The 22,557-nt window shown below is 40.0% G+C and carries 23 protein-coding genes; 13 read left to right on the top strand and 10 right to left on the bottom strand.

Translation table 11 applies throughout. The features are described 5' to 3' along the window. Positions 1 to 39: 39 nt before the first annotated feature. On the bottom strand, positions 40 to 1,464 hold the full coding sequence (gene miaB / locus CVP05_RS04385) for a tRNA (N6-isopentenyl adenosine(37)-C2)-methylthiotransferase MiaB (RefSeq protein ID WP_100288368.1): 1,425 nt from the start codon (positions 1,462 to 1,464) through the stop codon (positions 40 to 42). Between the two features lie 147 nt (positions 1,465 to 1,611). On the opposite strand from miaB, the gene CVP05_RS04380 reads away from it, so the two are divergent. Then, positions 1,612 to 2,778 (top strand): FAD-dependent monooxygenase, encoded by a 1,167-nt coding sequence (locus tag CVP05_RS04380; protein WP_100288367.1) that lies wholly within the window; start codon positions 1,612 to 1,614, stop codon positions 2,776 to 2,778. A 59-nt stretch (positions 2,779 to 2,837) separates the two neighbouring features. On the opposite strand, the gene ndk is transcribed toward CVP05_RS04380, so the two are convergent. From ndk to nhaB, 6 genes are all read right to left on the bottom strand, one after another. Then, complete coding sequence (ndk, locus tag CVP05_RS04375; protein WP_100288366.1) at positions 2,838 to 3,260, bottom strand: nucleoside-diphosphate kinase; 423 nt, start codon at positions 3,258 to 3,260, stop codon at positions 2,838 to 2,840. Between the two features lies 1 nt (position 3,261). Beyond that, positions 3,262 to 4,545 carry an aminopeptidase PepB gene (pepB, locus tag CVP05_RS04370; protein WP_100288365.1) on the bottom strand — a complete coding sequence of 428 codons (1,284 nt, stop codon included), beginning with the start codon at positions 4,543 to 4,545 and terminating at the stop codon, positions 3,262 to 3,264. 54 nt (positions 4,546 to 4,599) lie between these two features. Further along, the gene (gene arcB / locus CVP05_RS04365; protein WP_100288364.1) at positions 4,600 to 6,831 is read right to left on the bottom strand and encodes an aerobic respiration two-component sensor histidine kinase ArcB; all 2,232 of its coding nucleotides are present in this window, start codon (positions 6,829 to 6,831) and stop codon (positions 4,600 to 4,602) included. Positions 6,832 to 6,881: 50 nt separating this feature from the next. After that, the gene (locus CVP05_RS04360; RefSeq protein WP_100288363.1) at positions 6,882 to 7,601 is read right to left on the bottom strand and encodes a DUF554 domain-containing protein; all 720 of its coding nucleotides are present in this window, start codon (positions 7,599 to 7,601) and stop codon (positions 6,882 to 6,884) included. 64 nt (positions 7,602 to 7,665) lie between these two features. Further along, positions 7,666 to 8,199: a disulfide bond formation protein DsbB gene (gene dsbB, locus CVP05_RS04355; RefSeq protein ID WP_100288362.1), complete on the bottom strand. Its 534-nt coding sequence runs from the start codon at positions 8,197 to 8,199 to the stop codon at positions 7,666 to 7,668. A gap of 16 nt (positions 8,200 to 8,215) precedes the next feature. Continuing rightward, positions 8,216 to 9,754, bottom strand: coding sequence for a Na(+)/H(+) antiporter NhaB (gene nhaB, locus CVP05_RS04350; RefSeq protein ID WP_100288361.1), 1,539 nt, complete (start codon positions 9,752 to 9,754; stop codon positions 8,216 to 8,218). 124 nt (positions 9,755 to 9,878) lie between these two features. Here nhaB and fadR point away from each other — a divergent pair, with 124 nt between their 5' ends. After that, positions 9,879 to 10,601: a fatty acid metabolism transcriptional regulator FadR gene (fadR, locus tag CVP05_RS04345; protein WP_100288360.1), complete on the top strand. Its 723-nt coding sequence runs from the start codon at positions 9,879 to 9,881 to the stop codon at positions 10,599 to 10,601. 65 nt (positions 10,602 to 10,666) lie between these two features. Here fadR and hldE read toward each other — a convergent pair whose 3' ends face one another. Continuing rightward, positions 10,667 to 12,094, bottom strand: coding sequence for a bifunctional D-glycero-beta-D-manno-heptose-7-phosphate kinase/D-glycero-beta-D-manno-heptose 1-phosphate adenylyltransferase HldE (gene hldE, locus CVP05_RS04340; protein ID WP_100288359.1), 1,428 nt, complete (start codon positions 12,092 to 12,094; stop codon positions 10,667 to 10,669). Positions 12,095 to 12,219: 125 nt separating this feature from the next. Between hldE and CVP05_RS04335 the strand changes: the two genes are divergently transcribed. After that, positions 12,220 to 13,164 (top strand): Kdo(2)-lipid IV(A) acyltransferase, encoded by a 945-nt coding sequence (locus CVP05_RS04335; RefSeq protein WP_100288358.1) that lies wholly within the window; start codon positions 12,220 to 12,222, stop codon positions 13,162 to 13,164. Between the two features lie 94 nt (positions 13,165 to 13,258). Then, complete coding sequence (locus CVP05_RS04330) at positions 13,259 to 14,455, top strand: aspartate aminotransferase family protein (RefSeq protein WP_100288357.1); 1,197 nt, start codon at positions 13,259 to 13,261, stop codon at positions 14,453 to 14,455. A gap of 103 nt (positions 14,456 to 14,558) precedes the next feature. Here the strand turns inward: CVP05_RS04330 and yjgA are convergent, their stop codons facing one another. Beyond that, the gene (gene yjgA, locus CVP05_RS04325) at positions 14,559 to 15,098 is read right to left on the bottom strand and encodes a ribosome biogenesis factor YjgA (RefSeq protein WP_100288356.1); all 540 of its coding nucleotides are present in this window, start codon (positions 15,096 to 15,098) and stop codon (positions 14,559 to 14,561) included. A 111-nt stretch (positions 15,099 to 15,209) separates the two neighbouring features. Further along, positions 15,210 to 16,010 carry an inositol-1-monophosphatase gene (gene suhB, locus CVP05_RS04320; RefSeq protein WP_100288355.1) on the bottom strand — a complete coding sequence of 267 codons (801 nt, stop codon included), beginning with the start codon at positions 16,008 to 16,010 and terminating at the stop codon, positions 15,210 to 15,212. Between the two features lie 137 nt (positions 16,011 to 16,147). Here suhB and trmJ point away from each other — a divergent pair, with 137 nt between their 5' ends. From trmJ to iscX, 9 genes are all read left to right on the top strand, one after another. Then, the gene (gene trmJ, locus CVP05_RS04315) at positions 16,148 to 16,864 is read left to right on the top strand and encodes a tRNA (cytosine(32)/uridine(32)-2'-O)-methyltransferase TrmJ (RefSeq protein ID WP_100288354.1); all 717 of its coding nucleotides are present in this window, start codon (positions 16,148 to 16,150) and stop codon (positions 16,862 to 16,864) included. Positions 16,865 to 16,964: 100 nt separating this feature from the next. Next, the gene (gene iscR / locus CVP05_RS04310; RefSeq protein ID WP_100288353.1) at positions 16,965 to 17,444 is read left to right on the top strand and encodes a Fe-S cluster assembly transcriptional regulator IscR; all 480 of its coding nucleotides are present in this window, start codon (positions 16,965 to 16,967) and stop codon (positions 17,442 to 17,444) included. 51 nt (positions 17,445 to 17,495) lie between these two features. Continuing rightward, positions 17,496 to 18,710, top strand: a complete 1,215-nt coding sequence (locus tag CVP05_RS04305) for an IscS subfamily cysteine desulfurase (RefSeq protein ID WP_100288352.1) — start codon at positions 17,496 to 17,498, stop codon at positions 18,708 to 18,710. Between the two features lie 32 nt (positions 18,711 to 18,742). Further along, positions 18,743 to 19,126, top strand: a complete 384-nt coding sequence (gene iscU, locus CVP05_RS04300; protein ID WP_100288351.1) for a Fe-S cluster assembly scaffold IscU — start codon at positions 18,743 to 18,745, stop codon at positions 19,124 to 19,126. A 70-nt stretch (positions 19,127 to 19,196) separates the two neighbouring features. Then, entirely contained in the window at positions 19,197 to 19,559 is a 363-nt protein-coding gene (gene iscA, locus CVP05_RS04295; protein ID WP_100288350.1) for an iron-sulfur cluster assembly protein IscA, read from the top strand. Positions 19,560 to 19,576: 17 nt separating this feature from the next. Beyond that, on the top strand, positions 19,577 to 20,092 hold the full coding sequence (hscB, locus tag CVP05_RS04290) for a Fe-S protein assembly co-chaperone HscB (RefSeq protein WP_100288349.1): 516 nt from the start codon (positions 19,577 to 19,579) through the stop codon (positions 20,090 to 20,092). 37 nt (positions 20,093 to 20,129) lie between these two features. Continuing rightward, the gene (hscA, locus tag CVP05_RS04285) at positions 20,130 to 21,986 is read left to right on the top strand and encodes a Fe-S protein assembly chaperone HscA (RefSeq protein ID WP_100288348.1); all 1,857 of its coding nucleotides are present in this window, start codon (positions 20,130 to 20,132) and stop codon (positions 21,984 to 21,986) included. A 17-nt stretch (positions 21,987 to 22,003) separates the two neighbouring features. Beyond that, the gene (gene fdx / locus CVP05_RS04280; protein ID WP_100288347.1) at positions 22,004 to 22,345 is read left to right on the top strand and encodes an ISC system 2Fe-2S type ferredoxin; all 342 of its coding nucleotides are present in this window, start codon (positions 22,004 to 22,006) and stop codon (positions 22,343 to 22,345) included. Next, complete coding sequence (iscX, locus tag CVP05_RS04275) at positions 22,345 to 22,539, top strand: Fe-S cluster assembly protein IscX (protein WP_100288346.1); 195 nt, start codon at positions 22,345 to 22,347, stop codon at positions 22,537 to 22,539. Before fdx ends, iscX begins: the two co-directional genes overlap by 1 nt. Positions 22,540 to 22,557: the final 18 nt, after the last annotated feature.

The raw sequence follows: 22,557 nt of genomic DNA, 5'->3' as shown, positions 1-22,557 counted from the left end.
ATAGGTGACACATTTCCGTATAAAGATTTTGCTTTCTTTCTACAAGGTATATTTTCCTACGCCCAATTCATCTTCTTTACGAGTACGGTTAATAACCACTTGTGGTGATTGAACCACGCGTAAGCCCATTTGATCTTCGGTACGGACAACATCGCCACGCAGAGAGTTTGTCCAAACATCGGTGATTTTGATATCAACGAATTTACCAATCATATCAGGTGTCCCTTTGAAGTTTACAATACGATTGTTTTCGGTACGTCCTGTGAGTTCCATAATATCTTTTTTCGATGGACCTTCAACTAACACACGTTGCTCAGTGCCTAGCATAGCTCGACTAAATTGTGCTGCCTGGTTATTAATGCGTTGTTGTAACAAGTATAAACGTTGTTTTTTCTCTTCTTCTGTTACATCATCAGGCATATCTGCTGCCGGCGTACCTGGACGAGCGGAGTAAATAAAACTAAAACTCATGTCAAAATTGACTTGTGCAATTAAGTTCATGGTTTGTTCAAAATCATCTTGGGTTTCACCTGGAAAACCTACAATAAAATCTGAACTGATTTGAATATTTGGGCGTACTGCACGTAATTTACGAATGATAGATTTGTATTCTAAAGCTGTATGATTACGCTTCATCATGGTTAAGACACGATCAGAGCCACTTTGCACAGGTAAGTGTAAGAAGCTGACTAATTCAGGCGTATCACGATACACATCAATAATATCATCTGTAAATTCAATTGGGTGTGAAGTGGTAAAACGTAGGCGATCGATACCATCGATACTGGCGACTAAGCGTAATAATTCAGCAAAGGAACAAATTTCGCCATCATGAGTTGGACCACGATAGGCATTCACATTTTGCCCTAATAAATTGACTTCGCGTACTCCTTGCTCTGCAAGTTGGGCGATTTCAAATAATACATCATCTACTGGACGGCTAACTTCTTCACCACGTGTATAAGGTACAACACAGAAAGAACAATATTTATTACACCCTTCCATAATGGAGACAAATGCGGTAGGACCTTCTGCGCGAGGTTCTGGTAAGCGGTCGAATTTTTCAATTTCAGGGAAACTAACGTCTACGACTGAGCTTTTTCCACCGCGAATTTGATTAATCATTTCAGGCAGACGATGTAAAGTTTGTGGGCCAAAAACAATATCAACATAAGGGGCGCGCTCTCGAATATGAGCACCTTCTTGGGAGGCGACACAACCACCTACACCAATAACCAGTTTGGGATTTTGTTTTTTGAGATCTTTCCAACGCCCAAGCTGATGGAAGACTTTTTCTTGTGCTTTTTCACGTATAGAACAGGTGTTAAGTAATAATACATCAGCTTCTTCAGCTTCTTCAGTGAGTTCTAAACCATGAGTATTGAGCAAGAGGTCGGCCATTTTGGATGAATCATACTCATTCATCTGGCAGCCCCAAGTTTTAATATGTAATTTTTGCGACATAGTTCTGAATAAAAAAGTTAATAAAAAATTGATTGGCTATTTTACCGTCTTGTCGGGCAGATGACTAGAATTCTTTTTTAATTTACCTATTCGGGGTAAAATGCAGAAAATCAACACAGGTTAACAGACCCTAATCTAAGGCTTTTTATGGATATTCAACAAAAACAAGTGATTGTTATTGGTGGCGGTATGGTGGGGGCAGCATGTTCAGCAGGACTTGGGCAACAAGGGTTGGATGTGCTAGTCATTGAACAAAAGCCACTGCCTGATTTTGACCCACATTCACCTTATGACTTACGTATATCGGCAATTAGTGCTTCCTCAGTGCAACTTTTGCAACAACTTAATGCATGGCAATATATTGAAGATATGCGTGTTTGCCCTTACCGTTCGTTAGAAACTTGGGAGGTTGATGGTTTTTCAGTGGCTTTTCATAGCCATGAACTCAATTTGCCTGAGTTGGGGTTTATGGTTGAAAATAATGTCATACAGCGGGGATTATGGCAGGGATTTAATCAACATGTCCAAAGTTGTTTTGCTCAGATAACTCATGTTGAAAAGAGCGGTCAGAATTGGCAGATTTTTTTAGACAATGGTGACGTTTATGCGGCGCCTTTAGTGATTGCAGCCGATGGCGCTAATTCCCAATTCCGCCAAATTGCAGGCATTGGACTGACGGGGTGGCAATATCGCCAAGCTTGTTTATTGGTTACGGTGGATACCGAGATACCACAACAAGATATTACATGGCAGCAGTTTTTCCCGAGTGGGCCACGTGCATTTTTGCCATTGCTTGAACAACAGGCTTGCCTTGTATGGTATGACAGTCCGCAACGTATCGAACAATTAAAGGGCTTAAGTAAAGAGAAATTAGCCCATGAAATCATGTTGTCTTTTCCTGAACGTTTGGGCCGTATTCAGGTACAAGCTTGTGCGAGTTTTGAGCTCACTCGTCGTCATGCTCAGCAATATTTTAAAGAGGGAATTGTGTTAGTGGGGGATGCCGCGCATACGATTAATCCATTGGCAGGACAGGGCGTTAATCTTGGATTTAAAGATGTGAAGGCGCTATTAGACGTGTTTGAGCAAGCACAAAAGCGCGGTGAGGATTTAACGAGTTTTGCGGTTTTAAATCGTTATCAGCATAAGCGCCGAGCGGATAATTTATTCATGCAGTCGGGAATGGATATTTTTTACAAAGGCTTTAAAGAAGAGATTTTCCCCTTAAAAATGCTGCGTAATTTGCTATTATTTGGCGCAGACAAAATCACACCGTTGAAAAAACAAGCCTTAAAATATGCGTTAGGACTGTAAGTAAAAGTAGGGGATTGATAAGAGAGATTGGGCGGTGTTTTACCGCCCAATGATATAGATTATTTAAAAATTTCTTGCTCGACAAAAAAGTAGGCAATTTCACGTTGAGCCGATTCAGGACTATCTGAACCATGTACGGAATTATAGCGATAATTTAAAGCAAAATCGTGACGAATTGTGCCAGAACGTGCCTCTTCAGGATTGGTCGCACCGATTAAATCTCGATAATTTTGCACCGCACTTTCACCTTCTAATACTAAAACGACAACGGGGGCAGAGATCATAAATGCAACGAGATCCGCAAAAAATGCTTTACCTTCGTGTTCAGCATAAAAGCCCTCTGCTTGTTGTTGGGTGAGGTGAACCATTTTCATGGCCGCGATTCGCAACCCAGCCTCTTCAAATCGGTTTAATATTTTGCCGATAAGGTTACGCTTTGTTGCATCAGGCTTAATGATTGATAAGGTGTATTCTATCGCCATATTATTCCCCTGCTTTGGTTAAAAGTAAGTTTGCTAATGTTTGTACGCCAAGCCCTGTAGCACCAACGGCCCATAGCTCATTTGCGGATTTACGGAATGTTGCTGAACAGTCGATATGTAGCCAATGTTGTTGGTAATTTTTGACAAAATAGGATAAAAATGCAGTTGCGGTACTCGCGCCAGCACCAACAGGGACTGAACCGGTGTTTGAGATATCGGCAAAACCAGAACTAATTTGCCCGCGATGTAGTTCTTCGAACGGTAGACGCCAAAATGGCTCTTGTTCTTCTTTTGCGGAGGCGAATAAATCGGCGACTAGCTGATCATCCATTGATAATACTGAATGGTAATCATTGCCTACTGCTATTTTCGCAGCCCCTGTCAGGGTTGCACAATCGATGATGAACTGTGCATTATCTTTATCGGCATCAATTAACCCATCGGCCAATACTAAGCGTCCTTCTGCATCGGTATTTAAGATTTCTGCGCTTACGCCATTACGATATTGAATAATATCACCTAATTTAAATGCTTTACTGCTGACCATATTTTCTGCGCAACATAAATATAATTTTACGCGTTGATTTAAGCCACGCGCGATGGCTAAACCTAAAGCCCCCGTGACTAATGCCGCTCCGCCCATATCAGCACGCATAGAATCCATCGTATTACTTGGTTTAATACTATAACCACCGCTGTCAAAAGTAATGCCTTTACCTACTAGGCTCGCTAATACGGGCGCATTCGGGTTGCCTGTGGGATTAAAATCCAGTTGTAATAAAGCAGGGGAATTAGCGGAGCCTTTACCAACTTCCCAAATTCCGTGATAGCCTCGTTCATGTAAGTTTTCGCGAGAAATAATGTGAAAACTGACCGCACTTTTATCTTCTGTTTGACCTAAAATAAATTCAGCGGCGCGGTGTGCTAGCGCTTCCGGTGTAATAGTGCTTGATGGTAGATTGATAATTTCACGCACGAAATCACCACATTGAATACGCGCGAGTAATTCATCGTTTTCTTCTAATTCAGGAAATTCAATCTCAAAATCTTGTTTAGGGGTATAAAATCCTTGATAAAATGCCCAGCATTGTTCTAAGGTCCAGTTATTGCCAGTCAGTTGGGCGCTCTTAATCCCTTGTCCCCTTAGTTTACGCGCAGCTTTTTGCAAGGAAAGGCGATCATTTTGACATTTTACATGCACCGTAGCGACATTGTTGGTAAAACTAATAAGGGCATTTTGTCCCCACACGTCGTCTGCAGGTTGAGACGAAATATAAATTTGCATGGTTATCTCCTTTTTAGGGTTGTTGTAATTGATGGCTATTATATCACTACATCATTAAAACGCGTTATTTTGCACTAAATAATCATCAAGCTGTTCGACATCGCGCTGCCAATGGGTATGAATTTGTTGAATCCATATTCCAATTTGACTTTCCCAGTGAGGGTGACTGTCATTTTGAGCTTGTTGGGCAATTTGTTGAATGCGTTTTAACCCAACAGAGGCCGCAGCACCTTTGATTTTATGCGCAGCAGAGATGACCGTATTTTTCATGCTCGTATCATGTTGGTAGAGGGCGTACTGATGTTGTAATTCTGCGAGATACATGGGCATATGGGCCTTAAATAATGTTAAGTTATTACGCAGGAAAGGAATACCAAGCATTTCAGCTAATTCTTTGAGCATGTCATAATCAAAGTGTTCTGCGAGTGTGTGTTTGAGGGCATTGTCTGTTTTAGCTTGGTGCGATGTAGGTTCAATGGTCTCACCAAAGTAGGTGACTAGACACTGATTCAACGATTCCATAGAAAGTGGTTTACGTAACACATCATCCATGCCTTGTTGTTGATAATCTCGTTTGTTTTGCATCACATTCGCCGTTAACGCAATTAATGGCGGTAGATGGTCATATTCACCTGATTCATATTTTTGACGAAGATGTTGAGCAATATCAAACCCAGTCATATCAGGTAATTGGATATCTAATAGCACTAAGTCATAATCATTTTGCTCAAATAGTTGGAGAGCTTCTTTTCCACTCATGGCAATATCAACGCGATATCCTTGTTTTTCTAAGATATTTTTGGCAACAATAATATTTACTTCAATATCTTCCACTAACAAAATATGTAAATTTAGGTTCACTTTCGGCGTGATTGCCGTGAGAGGAGTCGCGATTTCTTTTGCCTGAATGGTGAGAGTAAAGGTCGAGCCTTTGCCTAGTTCACTTTCGGCAATGAGATCACCGCCCATCAGTTTAGCAATGCGTTTAGAAATGGATAAACCAATACCACTGCCCATTGCTGTATTGGCGTGTCCGCCTTTTACTTGGTAATACATGGCAAATATCTTAATGAGTTCATTTTGTGGAATCCCAATGCCAGTATCTTTTAGAATAAAGCGTAATGTATGTGGTTCCGGGCGTTCAATCTGGAGTCTAATTTCCCCTTCTGCCGTAAATTTCACGGCATTGTTAATCAGGTTCCAGAGAATTTGGCTTAATCTTGTCCTGTCGATGATGATCCAATTAGGCAGAGCAGCATGGTATTCCATGTGAAATTTAAGTTTTTTCCCTTCTGCCATTAGCGTGGCAATATTGTGGATATCATTTAAAAAGGCGGTAAAATCAGTTTCTTTCTGTAAAAGTTCTATTCGTCTAGTGTCTAATTTTTCTAAATCAATAATATCACTAAAGATATGCCCTAAGCCGACGGCACTAATATGAATCGTATTTAAATAATTACGTTGTTCTTTGGTTAAAGGGCCATCTAAGAGGATTTGGCTTAATCCAACAATACCATTTAGAGGGGTACGCAGTTCATGACTAATTGTTGCCATTAAAGTTGTTTTATCTCGGCTATTTTTTTCAATGACATCTAAATAGCGTTTGCGCTCAGTGACATCCCGTCCAAACCCCATAATACAATGACGCTGTGTAGCGACATCAAAATAAGGCACTTTACGGATCTCAAAACAAGCTAATTTCCCATTAGGATATTTTAGCCATTGTTCATAAGTGATCCCTTCGTTGGTTTGTAAAATTTCTCGATCTGTTTGTGCCATATATTCGGCGGCATCTTGTGAGAAAAGATCTTTCGGGCTGAGTTGTAATAACTCTTGCTCTCGTTTGCCAGTGAGTAGCTCCATGGCGCGGTTGCACCCAAGAAATTTGCCCGTGTCCGAACGATAAAAAACTAAATCGGGAGAGGCGTCAATAAAGGAGCGTAAAAACTCCGCTTTTTGTTCAACTTCCTTTTGGATTTTATTGATTTCAATAATATTGGCATTGAGTTGGGTGTTGGTATCGGCTAATCGTAGGCGGGAGCGTTCGAGTTTTTCGACTAATAAGGTAAAAAAGTAAATCACAAAGGGCGCTGAAATTAAACCAAAGGCAATGGAACGAATAACATCAAGCCAATAAATGCGCCCCACAAAAGCAAAACTTAATAATCCTTGTACTAATAATGCGAATACAGCCAAAACAGCCAAGCCTAATAGGGAAAAACGTACACGCCCAAGTTTGATTACCCAGTTGACATAGCGTTGTGCAAAGTGTTTTACATTATGCATTAGATTGGCTCCATTCAATAAAGTAAAGTGCGGTTTGTTTTTTGGGATTTTTAGCTAAAAATAGTGGCCCATAATGCTGAAATTGGCATTGCTAAAAATAGTGCCGGTAGCATATTGGCGACATGAAACATTTTTATGCCACAGATACGTAAACCTGTCGCGACCATCAGCACACCGCCTGTGGCGGCAAAATCCGCTTTCATTTCTGGTGTGGTGAACGGAATAATCAGTACAGCGCCGTAAGCTAAAAGCACTTGAACTAAAGTTTGTGGAATAAAGATGGTGGCAATAGCATAGCCTAAAGTAGTCGCAAAAATAATGGCTGAGAAAAAGTCTAAGAAAGATTTGACGATTAAAATACTCGGATTCCCCGTCATGCCCTCATTCATCGCACCAAAAATCCCCGTGCCACTAAATGAGAAAAGGATCATAATTGCGACAAACTGGCGTAAAAACTCTTCTTGAGAGATACCTGCTTTGGGCGGCAGCACTTTTTCAATCAGTCCTCTAGCAGAAGTCGCAAGGCGGTTAATCCCGTTTTCTAGTAGGATCACTTCACCCATGATCGTACCCAGTAAAATGGCTAAAATCATTGCGGGCATTTGTGCCACATTGGCAATCATACTAATTCCCATCGCCATAGAACAAAGACCAAAAACAAGGGTTAAATTTGTTCGTAGACGTTCTGGCAGTTTGCCACCTAATGCGCCACCAATGAGCGCACCTAATATAATGACAATTGCATTAATATATGGACCAATAATAGACATATTTTCCTCTTGAAAAAGAAATCCTCTCTCGTTACCGAGAGAGGATTTGAACATAGTGTTCCCATTAATTAAATAAACGTCGTTGTGTCCGGCTTTTGTGTACTTGGCTAATCAGGACAAGCAGTAACAATAAGCTATAAAAGGCGAAGATAACGACAAGCCATTGCGCCATAGTAATCCCTAAAAACTCCCATGAAATTTCACTGCATGATCCCGTAGGTTGGAAAAGTACAGGCAGCCATTTATCTAATGGCAAGGTTTCTGGAAATTCGGCAAATATTGAACATTGTTTCCAGGGGGCAGGATTCATTTGGTAATCGACATGAGTTAATGCTAAAAGCACGCCTTTGATCGCACAAGCCAGCCCGATGATTAACGCAAAGAAGCGGATAATAAAAAAGCGAGGGGCGATCATCCCGATTAATCCCGCAACAATAATGCCAAAGAGTGCGACACGTTCATAAATACACATGACACAAGGCTGTAATTGCATACCGTATTGGAAATAGAGCGCGGTAAGTTCTAATAATACCCCTGACAGCACCAATAAAAACCAGCCGGTGCGTTGTACTGATAGGGCTTTTAGCATTTTTAACATGATTTATCCTTTTCGATTACATGGCGATTAAACCAACACTCGCTAACCATTGTGTTGCAGAAGGTAAAATAAATTCAACCGCAAATAAACCCACTAAGGATAACACAATTGTATACGGTAATGCCATATAGACCATTTTGCCATAGGATAATCGGATAAGTGGTGCTAATGACGAAGTAAGTAAGAACAGGAATGCCGCTTGACCATTTGGTGTTGCCACTGAAGGTAAGTTTGTACCGGTATTAATTGCTACAGCAAGCAGATCAAATTGTTCTCTTGAAATCACTCCTGAATTTAACGCTGCTTTAGCTTCATTAATATATACCGTTCCGACGAATACATTGTCAGAGATGGACGATAATAATCCGTTGAAGATATAAAAGAGCATAAGTTGGGTACTTTCGCTGGCTGCCAGTACAAAGCTGATAATTGGGGCGAAAAGTTGTTGATCAATAATGACTGCAACAATAGAGAAAAATACGACTAATAGTGCGGTAAAAGGTAATGCCTCTTGGAATGCACGCCCCACCGCGTGTTCAGAGGTAACGCCACAAAAAGAGGTACAAAGAATGATTACCGTTAATCCGATTAAACCGACTGCGGCTAAATGGAAGGCTAAACCGATCACTAACCAGATTCCAATGAGCGCTTGTACAATTAATTTGAGCTGTTCTTGTTTGGTCATTTTTTGTTCTTGAACGCGATCAAAACGTGCTAACACAGCCCAAACTTTACGTGGTAATTTAGCGCCATAATCAAAATACTTTATTTTCTCAAGTAATACACATGTGATTATGCCACAAATAAAGACGGGTAAACTGACGGGTAACACTCGAAAGAAGAACTCTTTAAAATCCCAGCCGGCTTGTTCTGCGATAATCAGATTTTGCGGTTCTCCAACCATGGTCATCACGCCGCCGAGTGCTGTTCCCACCCCCGCATGCATCATTAAGTTACGCAGAAAACGGCGAAATTGTTCTAATGTGGCTTTATTGTTGGCGATTTTTTCGTCGTTAGTAATGTCGGTGGAATCATCAAAGTTATTGCCAGAAGCCACTTTATGATAAACGCCGTAAAATCCCATGCCCACACTGATTATTACCGCGACAACGGTTAAGGCATCAAGGAAAGCAGAAAGAAAAGCTGCGCTTACACAAAAAGAAAGGGACAAAATAATTTTAGAACGAATGCCTAATAGCAATTTAGTAAACATATAAAGCAAGAGTTGCTTCATAAAATAAATACCAGCGACCATGAACATTAATAATAAAATGACTTCAAAGTTTGCCATAATTTCTTGTTTAACATGCTCAGGAGAGGTCATGCCAATCAGTACAGCCTCGATAGCAAGTAAACCACCAGGTTGTAAGGGGTAACATTTTAATGCCATAGCAAGAGTAAAAATAAATTCTGCAACAAGTACCCAACCGGCGACAAAGGGGCTGATAAAAAAGAACAGAATGGGATTTAGCACCAAGAAAATAATAATGGCGAGCTTGTACCAATCAGGGCTTTTTCCTAAAAAATTTTTAAAAAATGCTTGCGCAATGCTCATAACTTTTATCCTTTTACAATAAAAATAACTTATGCGATTGTAATATAAAATATATTGAACGATAATAGGAAAATATTTATTTTGTAAGCTAGATCAAATTAACTTTAGTAATGGTACTCAAAATATGAACAATCAACCGATTTTAAAAGCACAAAGTCCAGCTGCTTTAGCAGAAGAATATATTGTTAGGAGCATTTGGAATAATTATTTTCCACCAGGCTCAGATTTACCGGCTGAGCGAGAACTTGCAGAAAAAATCGGTGTGACACGTACGACCCTACGTGAGGTATTACAGCGACTTGCAAGAGATGGTTGGTTGAGTATACAACATGGTAAGCCAACGAGAGTGAATGATATCTGGGAAACTTCCGGCGTGAATATCATTGAATCAATCGTTAAGCTTGATGAAACACGAGTACCCAGTTTGATTGCGAATATTTTGTCAGCTCGTACTAATATTGCGACTATTTATATTCCGAAAGCGTTTAAAGTGGCAAAACAAGAGTCTCTCGCCCTATTTGAAAACCTCCCGAATTTGACGGATTCCGCTGAGACGTTTGTATCGTTTGACTATGATATTTTCCGTAAATTAGCTTTTGCAGCGGATAACCCGATTTATGGTTTGGTGTTGAATAGCTTTAGAAGTCTTTATATGCGCGTTGGGGTGGTTTATTTCTCAAGCATTGAAGCGAAAAAGTTAGCCCTCGCATTTTATCAAAACCTCAAAAGCTTATGTGAAACTCAACAGCTGCAGGAAGTGATACCAACAATTCGTCAATATGGTAAAGATAGTGGTGTGATTTGGGCAGCGATGCAACAAAATATTTTAGAAGATCTAGCAAGTTAATTTGTTTAAATAGCAGTAATATTAGGGAATGGTTTACCCTAATATTACTTGTTTAAATGGCAGGCTTAGCGCAAGGTTTGAATTTTTTTGATAATATTGCTGGTTGAACAACCGTTTTCAAAGTTGAGTACTTTAACTTCTCCTCCGTTTGCCCATACTTCTTTGCTTCCTGCAATCTCTTCTGGTTGGTAGTCGCCGCCTTTAACGAGCAAATCAGGCAAAATTTCAGCGATTAGCTGTTGTGGCGTATCTTCATCGAAAGCAATAAGCCAGTCAACGGAAGCAAGTCCAGCTAATACAGCCATTCTCGCGGCTAAGTCGTTAATAGGGCGAGATTCACCTTTTAAACGTTTAATTGAATCGTCGGTATTTACTGCGACAATAAGACGATCGCCGAGTTTACGTGCATTTTCAAGATAAGAAACATGGCCTGGATGCAATATATCAAAACACCCATTGGTCATCACGATTTTTTCCCCACGATCTTTTGCTAATTTGACCGCACTTTTGAGCGCATCTTTTGTCATGATGCCAAAACCGGTTTCAGTTCTTCCATGAATAGCATTTTCTAGCTCGACAGTAGAAACGGTAGAGGTTCCGAGTTTACCCACAACAATGCCCGCAGCCACATTAGACAAATAACAGGCCTCTTCAAAGGAGCGACCATCAGCGAGGGCGGTTGCTAGGACACTGATAACGGTATCGCCAGCCCCCGTGACATCAAAGACTTCTTTGGCTTCTGTGGGCAAATGATAAGCCGCTTGATTTGGACGAAGCAAAGTCATTCCTTTTTCTGATCGTGTGACTAATAAAGCTTCTAAATCAAAATCTGCAATGAGTTTTAATCCTTTCTCAATGAGTTCTTCTTCTGAATTGCATTGTCCAACGACGGCTTCAAATTCAGATAAATTTGGTGTAAGTAAGGTGGCGCCTCGATAACGCTCAAAATCCGTTCCCTTAGGATCGATAAGTACGGGAATGTTTGCTGCTCGTGCGATTTGAATCATGCTTTGCACGTGAGCTAATGTGCCCTTACCGTAATCAGATAAGATTAAAGCTTTATAATTTTTGACCGCACTTTTCAGTTTATTGAGCAAATTAGTGCCATCAATTTGTTGGAAACCTTCTTCAAAATCAAGGCGTAGTAACTGTTGATGACGGGATAAAATGCGTAATTTAGTAATTGTTGGGTGGCTATCGAGTTGCACAAAATCACAATGAATATTATGCCCAGAAAGAAGCGTATTTAATGCTACCCCCGCTTCATCTTTACCCGTAAAACCAAGCAGTTGTACAGGGACATTTAGGGCAGCAATATTCATCGCAACGTTTGCCGCTCCGCCAGCTCGCTCTTCATTATTTTGGACACGTACTACAGGAACAGGCGCTTCAGGTGAAATACGATTAGTTGCGCCAAACCAATAACGATCTAACATGACATCCCCTAAGACAAGTACGCTTGCTTGAGGAAATTGGGCAGAATATTGAGCCATTTGTGTTCTCCAAATAAAAAATATATGACTAATTTTAACATAATCGTATATTTTCAAAATGCTATTTTTACAAAATTCCGTTAAACTGAGAGAATCTTGAAGTACTTTTGAACATGATTTGAATTATGGCAGAGACAAATAACAAACTTCCTTCCTTCCAACTTGATTTTTTAAAGCCAAAATATTGGGGCTTATGGTTAGCAATTGGCCTATGGCGTTTATTGCTATGGCTACCTTACCCTTGTTTATTAAAAATAGGAAAAAGGCTGGGTTGGTTATTTGCGCGTTTAAATGTAGGGAAACGACGGGCGAAGATTGCGCGACGTAATTTGACTTTATGTTTTCCTCAATATTCCTCTGAAGAGATTGAACGTATTTTGCAAGCAAATCTTGAAGCAACGGGAATGGCTATCATTGAAACAGGCATGGCGTGGTTTTGGTCTGATGAACGGATAAAAAAGTGGTCAAAAGTAGAAGGATTGGAATATTTAAAAGAAAATGACCAAAAAGGGGTGATTTTTGTGGGTGTCCATTTTTTAACCTTAGAATTGGGCGCGAGAATTATTGGGTTACATCATCCGGGTGTGGGAGTATATCGACCGAATGACAATCCTTTGATGGATTGGTTACAGACTAAAGGTCGTCTTCGTTCTAATAAAGACATGTTAGATCGCAAAGATTTACGCGGCATGATGAAGGCGCTACGTCGAGGTGAAACAATTTGGTATGCGCCGGATCATGATTACGGACGGAAAAATGCGGTATTTGTGCCGTTTTTTGCAGTACCTGATGCATGTACAACAACAGGTTCTTACTACTTATTAAAAGCGTCTCCACAAAGCCAGGTCGTGCCTTTTGCCCCTTTACGTAATGGAGATGGTTCGGGATATACAGTAAAGATCTCACCGCCTGTTGATTTTACGGATTTATCTTCAGAACAGGCTATTGCAGAACGCATGAATCAAGTTGTTGAGAAAGAGATCTTAAAAGGGGTGGAGCAATATATGTGGTTACATCGTCGCTTTAAGACTCGACCTGATGAAAATGGGCGTGATTTATATGCCGATTAAATTGAATATTAATTCATTTATTTGACTAAATATTCATTCTTATTTATGCTATCTCATAATATGAATATGTAACTAGAGAAAAAAGGATGTTGTGATGACACAATATACGCGCGAATTATTTGATGAGATTATGGTGCAAAATTATGCACCAGCACCAATGATCCCTGTGAGAGGAAAAGGGAGCCGAGTGTGGGATCAGGCGGGTAAAGAATATATTGATTTTACGAGTGGTATTGCTGTCAATGCACTAGGACATTGCCCGGATGAGATCGTTGAGGTGTTGCATAAACAAGGAGAAACGTTGTGGCATTCTAGTAATTGGTTTACTAGTGAGCCAGCCCTTGAACTAGCCAGTAAATTAGTGAAACATACTTTTGCCGAAAGAGTGATGTTTGCGAATTCAGGTGCTGAAGCAAATGAAGCCGCATTAAAATTAGCTCGTCGTTATGCCGTCGATCATTTCGGTGTAGAAAAAAATAAAATAATTGCCTTTGAACAGAGTTTTCATGGACGTACTTTTTTTACCGTCAGTGTCGGGGGGCAGGCTAAATATTCGGAAGGGTTTGGACCTAAACCAGGTGAAATTTTTCATGTGCCTTTTAATGATATAGCAGCAATTAAAGCCGTTATGGACGAGCAAGTTTGTGCTGTCATCGTTGAACCTATTCAAGGGGAAAGCGGCGTAAAACCGGCTAATTTAGCATTTTTACAAGCGTTGAGAGCCCTTTGCGATGAATATCAGGCTTTGCTTATTTTTGATGAGGTTCAAACTGGAGTGGGGCGTACAGGGCATTTATATGCGTATATGAAATATGGTGTTACGCCAGATATTTTAACCAGTGCGAAAGCGTTAGGGAATGGCTTTCCAATAAGTGCTATGTTGACAACAGATAAGATAGCAAAAAGTTTTTCGCCAGGTGTGCATGGTACAACCTTTGGGGGAAACCCTTTAGCTTGTGCTATTGGGAGTAAAGTGATTGATGTGATTGCTGAGCCAGAATTCTTAGCCAAAGTTAACCGCACTTCAACACTATTTATGGCAGAATTACAGCGTATTAATCAAGAAAGGAAGATTTTTCAACAAATTCGTGGCGAAGGGTTATTAATCGGTGCTGAATTAGTAGAAGAATATCATGGCAAGGCGGCTGATTTTGTGAAGAATGCAGTGGAACAAGGTGTCATGATTCTAGTCGCAGGACCAAATGTATTACGTTTTGCACCAGCATTAACCATTTCAGATGAAGAGCTGATTGAAGGCTTAGCGCGTTTTAATTTGAGTTTACCAAGATGATTTGGCATTTGACTTAATGATTATACTATTTGAGATGGGCGTATTTTATATACGCCCATTATCTTGCTTGGTTTGTCAGCGACCTAGCCCTATTTATTGGGCATTAGTCTTCTAATATCAATGTTTTTAAGTATTGATAAATTTCTCGATAAGCTTTAGGCGGCTTATTTTGCATTTTTTCTTTTTGTGCCATACGAATGAGATTTCGTAAATGTTGGCGATCGGTTTGTGGTTGCTCTAATAAGAGCTGCTCAAATGCCTCATCTCCATTTGCAATAAGTTCATCGCGTAAACGTTCTAATTTATGTAGCATCGCTTGCTGCTGATTATGCTTGTTTTCTAATTTATCTAACGCTTCTTGAATAGGCTCAGCATCAACATTGCGTAACAACTTACCAATATATTGGAGCTGGCGGCGACGCGCTTCTTTTTGCAGGCGTTGTGCTAATTCAATGGCATCGAATAAGGCATCGTCAAGGGGAATTTTTTCCAGTTTTGCCTGGCTTAATTCCACCAGTTTTTCGCCTAATTTTTTTAACGCTTCTGCATCACGTTTAATTTCGCTTTTACTGACCCAAATAATCTCTTCTTGTTCTTCATCAAGCCAATCTAAATCAGTTTTTTGTTTTTTCTTTCTTGCCATCATATTCCTTGTCATATTCATACCAGTATACGATGAAAAATCGGTATGAACGATGTTGTTATTGAATGAAAGAAGAGGGAAGTCGGCATTGAGCAAACTTCCCTGTTATCTTTATTTTACCTCATGAGTAATACAAGGTTGGATCTTATTTAGGATATCTTTGACTAAACGTGGTGCGCCAGCAACAATATGGCCGGAAGTTAAGTAAGTATGCCCGCCGAAATAGTCACAAACAATGCCACCCGCTTCACGGATCATAAGATCGCCCGCCGCACAATCCCAAGGTTTTAAGCCGATTTCAAAGAAACCATCTACACGGCCAGCAGCAACATAACATAAATCCAACGCGGCCGACCCTGTACGACGAAAATCAGCACAGTCTGCGATTAGAGCATTCATCATGGCAAATTGCATAGGCATGTGCTTGCTTTGTTTGAATGGGAAACCCGTTGCAAGAATCGCGCCAGTGAGTTCTGTTTTATTGTCAACGCGTAGACGTTGATCATTTAATTTTGCGCCCTCACCACGTACAGCAGTGAACAACTCGTTACGAATAGGATCATAGACAACGCCCACTTCTGTGCGGCCTTTTACTCGAATAGCAATAGAGATGGAAAAGTGTGGTAAACCTTTCATAAAGTTGGTTGTTCCATCTAGTGGATCAATGACCCATTGCACATCTTGATCTTGGCCCTCAATTGCGCCAGATTCTTCACCAATAATGGTATGTTCAGGATAAGATTTTCGGATAATTTCAATAATTGCAGCTTCCGCTTCTTTATCAATATTTGTTACATAATCATTTGGATTTTTTTGTAAAACTTGTACATCAGCATAACGCTCATAACCTTTGGCAATAATATTGCCTGCTTTTCGTGCAGCACGAATCGCGATATTTAACATTGGATTCATAATTCCACCAGATTTTAAAGAACAAAAAGTTGTGCATATTATACTTAAGTTGAGGGAAAATTGCGAGAGTCATTGACCAAAAATTATGTTAAAATCTACCGCACTTTTATTTGATTCGCGTTGGTTTTAGAAAGTTCATGTTAGACAATATTACAATCGTTTTAGTGGAGACCTCTCATTCCGGGAATATCGGTTCGGCAGCACGTGCCATGAAAACGATGGGATTAACCAAATTATGTTTGGTTTCACCAAAACAGGGCATTGATGAACAGGCTATTGCTCTAGCTGCGGGGGCGGAAGATGTTGTTAGGAATGCCAAGATTGTCTCAAGTTTTGAACAAGCTGTAGCGGATTGTCATTGGATCATTGGTACAAGCGCCCGTTTACGTCATTTACAAAGTACACTGATTGAACCGAGAGAATGTGGCGAAAAAGTGGCTGAGTATGCGAAAAGTGGAAATGCGGCGATTGTATTTGGTCGTGAGCGAGTAGGGCTGACCAATGAGGAACTTTTAAAATGTCATTATCATTTAACGATTCCCGCGAATCCTGAGTATTCTTCATTAAATTTGGCGATGGCTGTACAGTTAGTGAGTTATGAAATTCGTCTGGCATGGCTAAATACACAGAGCATATCTCAGGCAGTGGCCACTCCTTCTCCTTTAGCGACGGCTCAAGAACTTGATTATTTTTATCAGCACACAGAACGTTTGTATCAGCAATTAGGGTTTATCCAAAATGCTGGAGTGATGCAAAAATTACGTCGTTTATATCAACGTGCGGCAGTAGAAAAAAATGAATTAAATATTTTACGTGGAATGTTAAGTGCGGTAGAAAAAGCCATCAAAAATTAATACCTATTAGTATAATTTATAGATTCAATAGTCTAATAGTTGACTAATTTGCTAGGTTATGTAACATTAACACTTATTTTGTTTGCTGAGGGGATAAAAGATGAAATTGACCTCGAAAGGGCGTTATGCGGTGACGGCAATTTTAGATATTGCATTACACGCAAAAGAGGGGCCTGTTACGCTAGCGGATATTTCTGACAGGCAGCATATTTCTCTTTCTTATTTAGAACAACTTTTTGCGAAATTACGCCGTCATGGTTTGGTAAAAAGCGTGCGTGGTCCGGGAGGCGGTTATCAGCTTGGATATGAGCCTAGTGAGATTTCTGTTGGCATGGTGATTGCGGCAGTGAATGAAAATATTAATGCCACAAAATGTCTAGGAAAAGGAAATTGTCAGGGCGGGCATGAGTGTTTAACTCACTCGTTGTGGGACCAACTTAGTGTGCGCATTGAAGAGTTTTTAAATAATATTACATTGGCAGAATTAGTCGCTAAGCATTATGAAAAACATGGGGAAAAGCGCCCTGAAACCTCTCACCCTCATCAACATTTAGAAAATTTATTAGTTGTAAATCGTTAGTTAAAAAGTGCGGTTAAAACTCACGTATGTTTTAACCTTTTAGGAGTGAAAATGAAATTACCTATTTATTTAGATTATGCAGCAACTTGTCCGGTTGATGAACGTGTTGCTAAGAAAATGATGGAATATTTAACCGTTGATGGTGTTTTTGGTAATCCGGCTTCTCGTTCTCATAAATTTGGTTGGCAAGCAGAAGAAGCGGTTGATGTTGCGCGTAATCATATTGCAGATTTATTAGGTGCGGATTCACGTGAGATCGTATTTACTTCTGGTGCAACAGAGGCTGATAACTTAGCGATTAAAGGAGTTGCGCATTTTTACCAAACCAAAGGTAAACATATTATTACTTGTAAAACAGAACACAAAGCGGTATTAGATACTTGTCGCCAATTAGAGCGAGAAGGATTTGAAGTAACCTATTTATCGCCGAAAGCAGATGGTTTAATTGATTTAGAAGAATTTAAAGCAGCATTACGTGAAGACACGATTTTAGTTTCAATTATGCATGTGAATAATGAAATTGGCGTGATCCAGGATATTGCAGCTATTGGTGAATTATGTCGTGCCAATAAGACCATCTTTCATGTGGATGCAACCCAATCTGTTGGAAAGTTACCGATCAATCTTGCTGAATTAAAAGTGGATCTGATGTCAATGTCTAGCCATAAATTATATGGACCAAAAGGGATTGGTGCATTATATGTCCGTCGTAAACCGCGTGTACGTTTAGAAGCGATTATTCACGGAGGCGGTCATGAGCGTGGAATGCGTTCAGGTACATTGCCAGTGCATCAAATTGTGGGCATGGGTGAAGCATATCGTATTTGTAAAGAAGAAATGGCAACAGAAATGCCACGTCTTAAAGCACTGCGTGATCGTTTGTATAATGGTTTAAAAGATATTGAAGAAACCTATGTAAATGGTTCGATGGAACATCGTTTAGACAGCAACTTAAATATTAGTTTTAACTTTGTTGAAGGGGAGTCATTAATGATGGCATTGCGTGATATTGCAGTATCATCAGGTTCTGCATGTACTTCAGCAAGTCTTGAACCGTCTTATGTATTGCGTGCCTTAGGGTTAAATGATGAATTAGCCCATAGTTCAATTCGTTTCACTGTAGGCCGTTATACTACAGAAGAAGAAATTGACTATACCATTGAGTTAGTGAAAAAAGCCGTAGCAAAATTGCGTGACCTTTCTCCATTGTGGGATATGTTTAAGGAAGGCATTGATTTAAATACAATTGAGTGGACACACCACTAATCCTGTCAATATTTATTTAAGAGGAACAGAAAATGGCATATAGTGAAAAAGTTATCGATCATTATGAAAATCCACGTAATGTGGGTTCATTTGACAAAAAAGCAAATGATATCGGCACAGGTATGGTGGGGGCGCCGGCTTGTGGTGATGTAATGCAATTACAAATTAAAGTGAGTGAAGACGGTATTATTGAAGATGCCAAATTTAAGACTTATGGTTGTGGTTCTGCAATTGCTTCTAGTTCATTGATTACCGAATGGGTAAAAGGTAAATCTTTAGATGAAGCGGGCGCAATTAAAAATAGTCAAATTGCGGAAGAGCTTGAATTACCTCCTGTTAAAGTTCACTGTTCAATTCTTGCAGAAGATGCAATTAAAGCCGCAATTGCTGATTATAAAGCGAAAAAAGGCGAATAATTTTTATATATGCTCTGTTATGCGGATCGATTGATCCGCTTATTTCTATTAGAGCAATTAAGGAGTCACTATGTCAGTACAACAATATTCTCCTGAAGCTCCTCTTTCTGGCCGTATTGGTTTGACAGAAAGTGCGGCGGCAAGAGTAAAAACATTTTTAGAAAATCGTGGTAAAGGCATTGGGTTACGCTTAGGGATTAAAACCTCAGGTTGTTCAGGTTTAGCTTATGTGCTTGAATTTGTTGATGAACTTAATTCAGATGATCATGTTTTTGAACAACATGGCGTGAAAGTCGTTGTAGATGCTAAAAGTTTGACCTATCTTGATGGGACACAGCTTGATTTTGAAAAAGAAGGATTAAACGAAGGTTTTAAATTTAAAAATCCGAATGTCAAAGATCAATGTGGTTGTGGCGAAAGTTTTAGCGTGTAGGTATATAGGATTTTTGCATGCAAAATAGCTTTGAATTATTTGATTTACCAGTGGTTTTTGAAGTGGATTTAAATCTTTTATCTGCGCGTTATTTAGCCTTACAAAAAGCATTACACCCTGATAATTTTGCATCAAAATCAGAACAAGAACAACGGGTGGCATTACAGCAATCTGCGCAAATAAATGATGCTTATCAACAATTAAAAGACCCTATTTTACGTGCGGAAGCCATTTTAGCCATTGGTTTAGGACAAGAGATTGATAAAGAAAATACGACACATGATCTTGATTTCCTGATGGAACAAATGGCGTTGCGTGAACAGCTGGAAGAGATCGAGCAAGGGCATGATGAAGCTGCGCTTGAGCAATTTCAACAAGATTTAGCTGAAAAAAATCGTTTAGAATTGACCGCACTTTCAGCAGAAATTGCTTCGCAAAATTGGTCTGAAGTGAAATTGCACATTGACCGTCTTAAATTTGTGCGTAAATTACATATTGAAGTTGAACGTATTGAAGAGCGCTTTTGGGGTTAAATTAGCGTATCTAAAGGTTTAGTAAAAGAGAGATAAAATGGCATTATTACAAATTGCAGAGCCGGGTCAATCGACAGCACCGCATCAACATCGTTTAGCGGTTGGCATTGATTTGGGGACCACTAATTCTTTGGTGGCAACGGTTCGCAGCGGAAAAACGGATATTTTATGTGATGAACAAGAGCGTCCGTTAGTGCCGTCTATTGTGCATTTTTCATCGGACAATACAACAATCGGATACGAAGCGGGTAGTTTAGCTAGCCAAGATCCGAAAAATACCATTGTATCGGTTAAACGACTTATTGGTCGTAGTTTAGCTGATGTCAATATGCGTTATCCTAATTTACCTTATCACTTTGTGGCGAGTGAAAATGGATTACCATTAATTGAGACGGCACAAGGTTTGCGTTCGCCAATAGAAATTTCGGCAGAAATTTTAAAAAAACTGACCGCACTTGGTGAGCAACGTTTAGGTGGTGCGCTGTCTGGAGCTGTGATTACAGTGCCTGCCTATTTTGATGATGCTCAACGTCAAGCAACCAAAGATGCAGCAAAATTAGCGAATTTAAATGTATTGCGTTTATTAAATGAACCGACAGCTGCAGCGATTGCTTATGGCTTAGACAGTGGGCAAGAAGGGGTTATTGCGGTTTATGATTTAGGTGGCGGTACATTTGATATTTCTATTTTGCGTTTATCTAAAGGGGTGTTTGAAGTTCTTGCGACGGGGGGAGACACCGCTTTAGGTGGCGACGACTTTGATCATCTACTTGCAAACTGGATTATAGAGCAGTCTCAAATAAAACCTGAAACTGATGGACAACATCGCCAACTAATCGAATTAGCGACACAAGCTAAAATTGCATTAACTGATAATGAAACGACAGCGTTGCATTTTGGTCGTTGGCAAGGTGAAATTTCTCGAGCTGAATTTGCTACATTAATCCAGCCATTAATTAAACGTTCATTAGTGGCCTGTCGTCGAGCGTTGAAAGATGCTAATGTAGATGTGAGTGATGTACAGGAAGTGGTAATGGTGGGGGGCTCCACTCGAGTGCCCGCAGTGCGAGAACAGGTTGGTACTTTTTTTGGTAAAACACCATTAACCTCGATTGATCCTGATAAAGTTGTTGCATTAGGTGCAGCCATTCAAGCAGATATTTTAGTCGGGAATAAACCTGACAGTGAAATGTTATTGCTTGATGTTATTCCGCTTTCTTTGGGAATTGAAACAATGGGCGGTTTGGTAGAAAAAATTATTCCGCGTAATACCACAATACCGGTCGCAAGAGCGCAAGAGTTTACCACTTTTAAAGATGGGCAAACAGCCATGTCTGTACATGTTGTGCAAGGTGAGCGAGAAATGGTAGAAGATTGTCGTTCCTTAGCCCGTTTTACTTTGCGAGGGATCCCCGCGATGGTTGCGGGAGCCGCACATGTACGTGTGACTTATCAGGTTGATGCCGATGGTTTATTAAGTGTTACAGCGATGGAAAAATCGACAGGAATACAGTCGACTATTCAAGTGAAACCGTCCTATGGCCTAACTGATGATGAAATTGCGGATATGCTGAAAGCGTCTATGCTAAACGCGAAAGAAGATATTCAAGCCAGATTATTGGCTGAGCAGCGTGTAGAAGCGGAGCGAGTGTTAGAAAGTTTGCGGAATGCTTTGTTACAAGATGAAGATTTATTAAATGATGCCGAATTGTTGAACGTGAAAACGGCAATCCAAAATTTAGATGAATTACGCCAACAGCATGATGCCGTAGCCATTAAACAGGGAATTAAAGCTTTAGATCAAGCTACTCAGGAGTTTGCTGCACGTCGTATGAATAAATCGATTCGTTCTGTGTTAACAGGGCATTCAGTTGATGAAATTGATAAAAAATAATTGTTGAGAGTGAAAAAATGGCAAAAATTATATTTTTACCCCATGAAACCCTTTGTCCAGAAGGTATGGTAGTTGATGCTGCAAAAGGGGATAATGTGTTAGAAAAAGCCCTCGAAGCGGGTGTTGAAATTGAGCATGCTTGTGATGGCTCTTGTGCATGTACAACTTGTCATGTCATTGTGCGTGAAGGCTTTGATTCCCTGAATGAAAGTACAGAAGCGGAAGATGATATGTTGGATAAAGCATGGGGATTGGAAATGGAAAGCCGTTTAGGTTGTCAATGCCTGGTGGGAGATGAAGATCTTGTGATTGAAATTCCGAAATATACGATTAACCATGCTCGCGAGGAGAATCATTAATGAAATGGACGGATAGCCAAGAGATTGCATGGGCATTGTATGATCTTTATCCTGATCTTGATCCTAAAACTGTACGCTTTACCGATATGCATAAGTGGATTTGTGAATTAGATGAGTTTGATGATGATCCACAAAAATCAAATGAAGCGATTTTAGAAGCGATCTTGTTAAAATGGCTTGAGGAATTTGAATAATATCTTAATTTTTAACCG

The sequence above is a fragment of the Conservatibacter flavescens genome (assembly GCF_002795425.1).
GTDB classification, from domain to species: Bacteria; Pseudomonadota; Gammaproteobacteria; order Enterobacterales; family Pasteurellaceae; genus Conservatibacter; species Conservatibacter flavescens.
The sequence above is the reverse complement of the archived record's forward strand: the minus strand, read 5'-3'. Positions and strand labels throughout refer to the sequence as shown.

Bases quoted from the DNA above. Each gene is read 5' to 3' on its own strand.
- miaB (WP_100288368.1), bottom strand. From the start codon at position 1,464: ATGTCGCAAAAATTACATATTAAAACTTGGGGCTGCCAGATGAATGAG.
- CVP05_RS04380 (WP_100288367.1), top strand. From the start codon at position 1,612: ATGGATATTCAACAAAAACAAGTGATTGTTATTGGTGGCGGTATGGTG.
- ndk (WP_100288366.1), bottom strand. From the start codon at position 3,260: ATGGCGATAGAATACACCTTATCAATCATTAAGCCTGATGCAACAAAG.
- pepB (WP_100288365.1), bottom strand. From the start codon at position 4,545: ATGCAAATTTATATTTCGTCTCAACCTGCAGACGACGTGTGGGGACAA.
- arcB (WP_100288364.1), bottom strand. From the start codon at position 6,831: ATGCATAATGTAAAACACTTTGCACAACGCTATGTCAACTGGGTAATC.
- CVP05_RS04360 (WP_100288363.1), bottom strand. From the start codon at position 7,601: ATGTCTATTATTGGTCCATATATTAATGCAATTGTCATTATATTAGGT.
- dsbB (WP_100288362.1), bottom strand. From the start codon at position 8,199: ATGTTAAAAATGCTAAAAGCCCTATCAGTACAACGCACCGGCTGGTTT.
- nhaB (WP_100288361.1), bottom strand. From the start codon at position 9,754: ATGAGCATTGCGCAAGCATTTTTTAAAAATTTTTTAGGAAAAAGCCCT.
- fadR (WP_100288360.1), top strand. From the start codon at position 9,879: ATGAACAATCAACCGATTTTAAAAGCACAAAGTCCAGCTGCTTTAGCA.
- hldE (WP_100288359.1), bottom strand. From the start codon at position 12,094: ATGGCTCAATATTCTGCCCAATTTCCTCAAGCAAGCGTACTTGTCTTA.
- CVP05_RS04335 (WP_100288358.1), top strand. From the start codon at position 12,220: ATGGCAGAGACAAATAACAAACTTCCTTCCTTCCAACTTGATTTTTTA.
- CVP05_RS04330 (WP_100288357.1), top strand. From the start codon at position 13,259: ATGACACAATATACGCGCGAATTATTTGATGAGATTATGGTGCAAAAT.
- yjgA (WP_100288356.1), bottom strand. From the start codon at position 15,098: ATGGCAAGAAAGAAAAAACAAAAAACTGATTTAGATTGGCTTGATGAA.
- suhB (WP_100288355.1), bottom strand. From the start codon at position 16,010: ATGAATCCAATGTTAAATATCGCGATTCGTGCTGCACGAAAAGCAGGC.
- trmJ (WP_100288354.1), top strand. From the start codon at position 16,148: ATGTTAGACAATATTACAATCGTTTTAGTGGAGACCTCTCATTCCGGG.
- iscR (WP_100288353.1), top strand. From the start codon at position 16,965: ATGAAATTGACCTCGAAAGGGCGTTATGCGGTGACGGCAATTTTAGAT.
- CVP05_RS04305 (WP_100288352.1), top strand. From the start codon at position 17,496: ATGAAATTACCTATTTATTTAGATTATGCAGCAACTTGTCCGGTTGAT.
- iscU (WP_100288351.1), top strand. From the start codon at position 18,743: ATGGCATATAGTGAAAAAGTTATCGATCATTATGAAAATCCACGTAAT.
- iscA (WP_100288350.1), top strand. From the start codon at position 19,197: ATGTCAGTACAACAATATTCTCCTGAAGCTCCTCTTTCTGGCCGTATT.
- hscB (WP_100288349.1), top strand. From the start codon at position 19,577: ATGCAAAATAGCTTTGAATTATTTGATTTACCAGTGGTTTTTGAAGTG.
- hscA (WP_100288348.1), top strand. From the start codon at position 20,130: ATGGCATTATTACAAATTGCAGAGCCGGGTCAATCGACAGCACCGCAT.
- fdx (WP_100288347.1), top strand. From the start codon at position 22,004: ATGGCAAAAATTATATTTTTACCCCATGAAACCCTTTGTCCAGAAGGT.
- iscX (WP_100288346.1), top strand. From the start codon at position 22,345: ATGAAATGGACGGATAGCCAAGAGATTGCATGGGCATTGTATGATCTT.